This window comes from Pseudomonas sp. SST3 (assembly GCF_003325755.1).
This window is the reverse complement of record NZ_QORI02000241.1, coordinates 1-1,258: the sequence shown is the minus strand read 5'-3', so window position 1 is coordinate 1,258 and position 1,258 is coordinate 1. Positions and strand designations below refer to the sequence as shown.

Sequence of the window (1,258 nt, the reverse complement as noted above, 5' to 3'; positions counted from 1 at the left end):
GTATCTGCCGACGCTTCAGATAAAGCGCTTCGGGGGTTACCTCTGATTCACGGCAATCGCTGCGACGAGGAATTCTGATAAGCATGATGTGCTCCACTGCCTGAGGCCTATATGTCTAGGCTTAACGGAGCCGTGCACCAGTATTCCACAGGCCTCATCTAGTCTGACTATTGCAGGTATGACAGTCTGTTCAGGATTGCTCGTATGAAAATAGTGGATGACAGGAAACGATTGATGGTTGATCGAATGCTCAAAAATTATTTCACTGAGGGTTAGAAACTGCGGCCCTAATTGCTCAAAGTCAGCTCCGTTGTGCCCGTTAACTATTATTTCCTGTGGTGTTTTACCCATCGCGTTTACATAGAGACTCAGCTTGCTTTGAAGGCTTACTGCGGACAAGACCTGAACAAAATAGGTAATTGCTGAAGTAATAAATACAAGACCCGTGAACGAGGCCATCGAAGTCAAGATCCGCCAAAAGTCATTTGTTGCCTTATAGTCACCCACGCCTAAAGTCGAGAGAGTGAAGCCCGCGTAATATAGCTTCTCTAATGGTGTAGTCGCTATTTGCGTGGTACCCGAAACTACCGAGTTTTGGTCGGTCACGAGCATTAGGAACAGGCCTAGCCAGAGCCCAGCAATCCAACACATAAGAACAACGATCAAGATGCTTGGTCCTGCATATTCCAGAAGCCTTGCGTCTCCCTTTTTCCGCGAGCCGAAGAAAAACAACGCCCAAATTGCCTTGGTCAGCTTCGTGGTGATTGCGCCTCCCCCTTGCGTTGAGAAGACGGTCTTGATGATTTCCGCGGCAGTTACGATGAAGATGAGAGAGCCGACGACGAAATAGAGGTAGGTCACGTGTGATGCTCCAAATGGCGTAGCGTCATCTGTCCATCATCGGAAACAGGTGTCATTCGACGCCTTGTTGAGCCCAGCCGAGCGTTCGGATTCCGGCTCAGCAGCTTCGCCGCTGTGCTTGTGCCAGAAGCCGGCCCCGGTTGATCGTGCGTCGCCAGGTTAATTCGATTGCTTTCGTGCAGCCTCTTCCCGCTCCATACGTTCTCGCACGTCACCTTCCACAGTGGTGCCGGATTGCATCGGCTCGTAGAGCGAACCCGTCGTTGGCGGCGCTGGCGGTGCTTTTTCGATCTGCCAGTGATGCGCAATGTTCGCCGCGATTCGCTCGGTTAGAGAGGGGAAAAGTGAATGCGAGATCACCGCGCTCGGGCTTTCCAGCCTACCGGCAGACGTTTAC

At 51.7% G+C, this 1,258-nt stretch carries 1 protein-coding gene; it reads right to left on the bottom strand.

Features of this window, described 5'->3' with window-relative positions:
- Positions 1-36: 36 nt before the first annotated feature.
- Positions 37-861, bottom strand: coding sequence for a two pore domain potassium channel family protein (locus tag DQ405_RS28890; protein WP_168426518.1), 825 nt, complete (start codon positions 859-861; stop codon positions 37-39).
- Between the last annotated feature and the right edge of the window lie 397 nt (positions 862-1,258).